This is a genomic window from Fructobacillus broussonetiae (assembly GCF_018437275.1).
Taxonomy (GTDB): domain Bacteria; phylum Bacillota; class Bacilli; order Lactobacillales; family Lactobacillaceae; genus Fructobacillus; species Fructobacillus broussonetiae.
Window position 1 is genome coordinate 1 of record NZ_JAAMFK010000009.1, and the last position, 4032, is coordinate 4032.

General features: G+C 33.5%; 6 protein-coding genes. 5 read left to right on the top strand and 1 reads right to left on the bottom strand.

Translation table 11 applies throughout. The features are described from left to right. Positions 1-54 precede the first annotated feature (54 nt). A complete protein-coding gene (locus G6R29_RS06060) occupies positions 55-651 on the top strand; it encodes a replication protein (protein WP_213809464.1) in 597 nt (198 codons plus the stop codon). A gap of 6 nt (positions 652-657) precedes the next feature. On the opposite strand, the gene G6R29_RS06065 is transcribed toward G6R29_RS06060, so the two are convergent. Then, on the bottom strand, positions 658-1215 hold the full coding sequence (locus tag G6R29_RS06065; RefSeq protein ID WP_213809465.1) for a hypothetical protein: 558 nt from the start codon (positions 1213-1215) through the stop codon (positions 658-660). Positions 1216-1441: 226 nt separating this feature from the next. On the opposite strand from G6R29_RS06065, the gene G6R29_RS06070 reads away from it, so the two are divergent. The 4 genes from G6R29_RS06070 to G6R29_RS06085 all read left to right on the top strand — a co-directional run bounded on the left by G6R29_RS06070 (position 1442) and on the right by G6R29_RS06085 (position 3998). Then, positions 1442-1783 carry a hypothetical protein gene (locus G6R29_RS06070; RefSeq protein WP_213809466.1) on the top strand — a complete coding sequence of 114 codons (342 nt, stop codon included), beginning with the start codon at positions 1442-1444 and terminating at the stop codon, positions 1781-1783. A 2-nt stretch (positions 1784-1785) separates the two neighbouring features. Further along, positions 1786-2124: a hypothetical protein gene (locus G6R29_RS06075; RefSeq protein WP_213809467.1), complete on the top strand. Its 339-nt coding sequence runs from the start codon at positions 1786-1788 to the stop codon at positions 2122-2124. Beyond that, entirely contained in the window at positions 2121-3446 is a 1326-nt protein-coding gene (locus G6R29_RS06080; protein WP_338017268.1) for a cell division protein FtsK, read from the top strand. The genes G6R29_RS06075 and G6R29_RS06080 overlap by 4 nt, the downstream gene beginning before the upstream one ends. A gap of 396 nt (positions 3447-3842) precedes the next feature. Then, positions 3843-3998: a ribbon-helix-helix domain-containing protein gene (locus G6R29_RS06085; RefSeq protein ID WP_213809468.1), complete on the top strand. Its 156-nt coding sequence runs from the start codon at positions 3843-3845 to the stop codon at positions 3996-3998. Positions 3999-4032: the final 34 nt, after the last annotated feature.

Genomic DNA, 4032 nt, shown 5'->3' on the forward strand with positions numbered 1-4032 from the left:
AAAAAAAGACATCTCCCGCAAAGAGAACGTCCTATCTATTTGAGATTATAACACATGACAGATAACAAGATTCAAAAAGGTCGTGATTGGTCTTTTATCATATATCCAGAATCCGCACCTAAAAATTGGCGTGATATTTTAGATGATACTCATATGCGTTGGGTTGAAAGTCCTTTGCATGATAAAGATGTTAATCCTGATGGAGAAAAGAAAAAACCACATCGTCATATTCTTTTGAGTTCTGATGGACCGATTACGTATCAGGCTGTTCAGAAAATTATTAAACCATTGAATGCTCCGATTCCTCAAAAGGTTGGCTCATCTCGTGGTATGGTTCGCTATTTTATTCATATGGATAATCCTGAAAAATATCAGTATTCAATTGATGAAATTGTGGGGCATTCAGGTGCTGATGTAGCTTCATATTTTGAGATGACAGCAACTAATCGGTTAACAGTTATGAAAGATATGGTTCAATATATTTATGATAATGATGTTATGAATTATGCTGATTTCTTAATAACATGTATTGAAAAGTCAGATGATTGGTTTAGCGTGGCAATTAATCACAATACACTTGCAATTAATAAAATGATTGATGGTGTTTGGCGATTAAAACACCAAGATAATTGGGAAAAGAAAAAGGACTGATTAAATTCAGTCCTTTTTTATTGGCTTTAAATAGCTGTTTGGTTTGTTTAATCTTTTTTCTATCACTTTATTTTCGTTAAATTGACTGGCTGTTAAATCTTCGTAATTCAAATTATTTATGGCTAGCTTTGTAATGTCTTCTGTCAATTCTTCATCATCAAATGTAAAACCTTGATTATACAAGATCGCTCGTAATAATCGTTCTACTGTTTTACTTTGATTTTTGACGGCTAAGTTAATTTCTTCTTGAGTATAATCTCGTTCTTCTTCGATTTTTGAATGTTGAGAAAAATTTTGCAACATCTTTTGTCTTTGTTCGTCAACGTCTTTTATATATTGAATATATTTTTTTGATGTAGCTTTTTTCTGCTCGTAGTTTTGGCTTAAAGCTCGCAATTCGTCGATTGGATATAGTTCTGGATTTCTACCAAGTCCTGAAATTTCAGATTCTTTTAAGTGTCTTCTTGCCGTTTGTGGTGATACATGAGCAATTTCAGCATAATATTTTGCTGTTCCATATGTTTTTCCATCTATCTTTTCTTTTCGTTTTTCGGGTCTACTCATTTTTTTAAGCTCTCCTTTTTCTATAATTAATTATATCATTTTTGTTTGTTTAAAACAACGAAAAAGTTCTTTTAAAATTTAGACATTATCAATAAATGCTTTTATGTCGCTTTAAAAAAGGTTTTTTAAAAGAACAAAAAAATTTTTTATGTTCTTTTATTATGGTATAATATAAGTATAGAAGGCAACATGAGGTTGTCCAGAATAATAAAGGAAATTAAATAGCATGGAACAGGAATTTTTAGGAAGTGTAGTTTACGAAGATACATTTCAGAATTTTGTTAGTGAACTTGAACCTCGGTTTGATAAAGCAATATTAGTAGATGTAAATGTGAATAATTATGCCGGTATATCGTCAGTCGATTTTGTATTTAAGCTAGAAAATATTGGAAAACATGAGCATCCTAATTTGATTGGATCTTTGGTCCAATCATTGCATTATCAGCCTTTATTGTTAAATAAGATTGGATTTAAAAAGGATGATAAATTTAGTTTTGGCTCAATTTATTTAGATGATGAAGATAAGTTAATCTTGAATACGGCGCTTTTGAAGAAGGAAGGTAATTAGTTATGGCTAAACCGCAATGGACGCGAACTTTGTCCCAAGTTCTTGGGAAGGATACCCAAGAGATTACAATGATATCGGAAAAAACAGGTAAAGAATATACAACGGATATAATCCCTGTATATGGGGCTATTAGCACTGGAATTGTTGAGAAAACTCCTGATGGTAAGTATCGTTATTCTGTTGTTGATAATAAAAACAATTATGAGTTGTCTGTTAAGGTAAATCAGAAATTTGATGTACGTTTTGGAATGGTTCTTGCTTTTAATAATTTGCGTGGTGGTTCTTTACAGAACGGTACAGGTTGGTATGCAGCGGATTCTGTTCAAGAGGTTAAGAAGTGACCAAATACAGGCGAATCATAAAAGCAGATGATAGTCGATTACAAATTTATCAAGTCGGGTGGCTTGGTATTTTTGTTATTTCGATTTTTACAATTGGATATTATTTATTAACTAATCTTCTCAAATCAGCTAATATTTTTATTTTAGATAGGGTAGTGTATTCATTAATTTTAATAGTTTTTCTTGTGAATTTAGCTGTTCTAAATTACGGATATTCAGTAAGAGATAATAAGAGTACTTATCACTTGAAGCCTACTTCTAATGAGGCTAAAAAGATTGTGAAAAAAATTAACGCTTGTTTTTCAGATAAAAATTTAATTGATGTTTTGGGATTTTCAAATAAAACTCGATATGGATATGAGATGCCATCTGTCTATGTATACTTAGATGAAAGTTTATCAACTGGTTTTGTTGCAATTGAAAATATTGCTAATTTTGACCAGCTTGATAAAGAAAAATATGAGCAGAAAGTTAGTGGAATTTTCAACGGTAAGTTAAAAAAGTATGCTGTTGTCTCTTCAGAATTAAGTCCAGATGATAGTTATATGCTTTTCAATTTTGAAGATGTAAATATGTCTCATAGGCTGATTATTAAGGATGACCAGTCGATCAGTCAATTCGCTAGTGCTGATAAGCACTGTTTGCGGATTGCTACTGATTTGATTTGGCATGCTGACGTTACTGCTCACTTGTCTTTGATTGCCCGCACTCGGTCTGGTAAATCAGTTTTTGCAGGTGGATATTTAGCTCCCTTAATGATTGAACAGGGTTGGCAAGTAGAATATAATTCTGCCAAATTTGACCGGTATGTAAAGAAATTCAATGGTGTTTCTGATATTGCTAAAATTGTAGAACGAGCTGAGTATTGGGTTTCTGTTATGGAAGAGCGGTTAGACCAGATTAACCAAGCTAATAAAGATAAGTATCTTGAAATGCCAAATATGTTTGATGTAGGTTTATTCTTTGATGAACTTGGTAATCTCAATGCTGGTTTAGAAATTGAAAAAAAACTCCAGAAACGTTGGCAATCGGCAATTAACAAGCTCACAGCTACCGGTGCTAGTACTGGTATACATGTGATTGCAATTAGTCAATTTGCTACTAAGGAAGGATTTTTGCCGTCTTTAGCTCGTGTTAATTGCTCGGATGCTGTTATCATGCTTGGTGGTGCTGCTAATTCTGCAACAGAGCGTCAATATCTTGTACCAGGGTTTGAAATGCCAGTTCGTGAGTTTTCTAAAGGACAAGGATTAGCTAAGATAGCTGGTTCGGGTCATAAATGGGAATCACTACACTTTTTTGAAACACCCTGGTTTAGTTAAATAATTTCGTACGTCGTCGGTGCTACCCGTATTAACACCTTAAAAGAGCGTGAATGGAGCCTATAAGGCGACTGGTAAGCGATTGTAGGTGTTAGGGTTGCTAACCGACAAGTAGGGATTATTTAACCTAAGGTACAGCTATTTCGGGGTTTGAGGTCGGGGTTTGGGGCAGAGCCCCATTTGGTGTTATTTATCTTCTGGGGAGTGAGCCACCACAGGCGGCTCACTCATGGGGGTACTACGACACCCCCCATGAGTGCAACGTTCAATGTGAACCCTTGATTTGTAGGCGTTTATGAGGATATATAAAAAAACCGTATGTATATAATACATACTTTGTAAATATTTTTATGTATGATATACTTCTAATGTAAGTATGTATGAACGGAGTTAAATATGGTAAATGTGAAAAAAAAGAAAATTACTCTTTCTTTGCCTGAAGATACAAATGCAAGTTTGGAATTATTAGCAAAGAAAACAGGTATGACAAAGTCTGGTTTGGTTAATTTTTTGGTAAATCAAGCCAACGAAAATGGAACAATTTATAAATAGGAAAGGAAATCAAATGGATTTTTGGGCAAAAAAA

Bases quoted from the DNA above. Each gene is read 5' to 3' on its own strand.
- G6R29_RS06085 (WP_213809468.1), top strand. From the start codon at position 3,843: ATGGTAAATGTGAAAAAAAAGAAAATTACTCTTTCTTTGCCTGAAGAT.
- G6R29_RS06060 (WP_213809464.1), top strand. From the start codon at position 55: ATGACAGATAACAAGATTCAAAAAGGTCGTGATTGGTCTTTTATCATA.
- G6R29_RS06065 (WP_213809465.1), bottom strand. From the start codon at position 1,215: ATGAGTAGACCCGAAAAACGAAAAGAAAAGATAGATGGAAAAACATAT.
- G6R29_RS06075 (WP_213809467.1), top strand. From the start codon at position 1,786: ATGGCTAAACCGCAATGGACGCGAACTTTGTCCCAAGTTCTTGGGAAG.
- G6R29_RS06070 (WP_213809466.1), top strand. From the start codon at position 1,442: ATGGAACAGGAATTTTTAGGAAGTGTAGTTTACGAAGATACATTTCAG.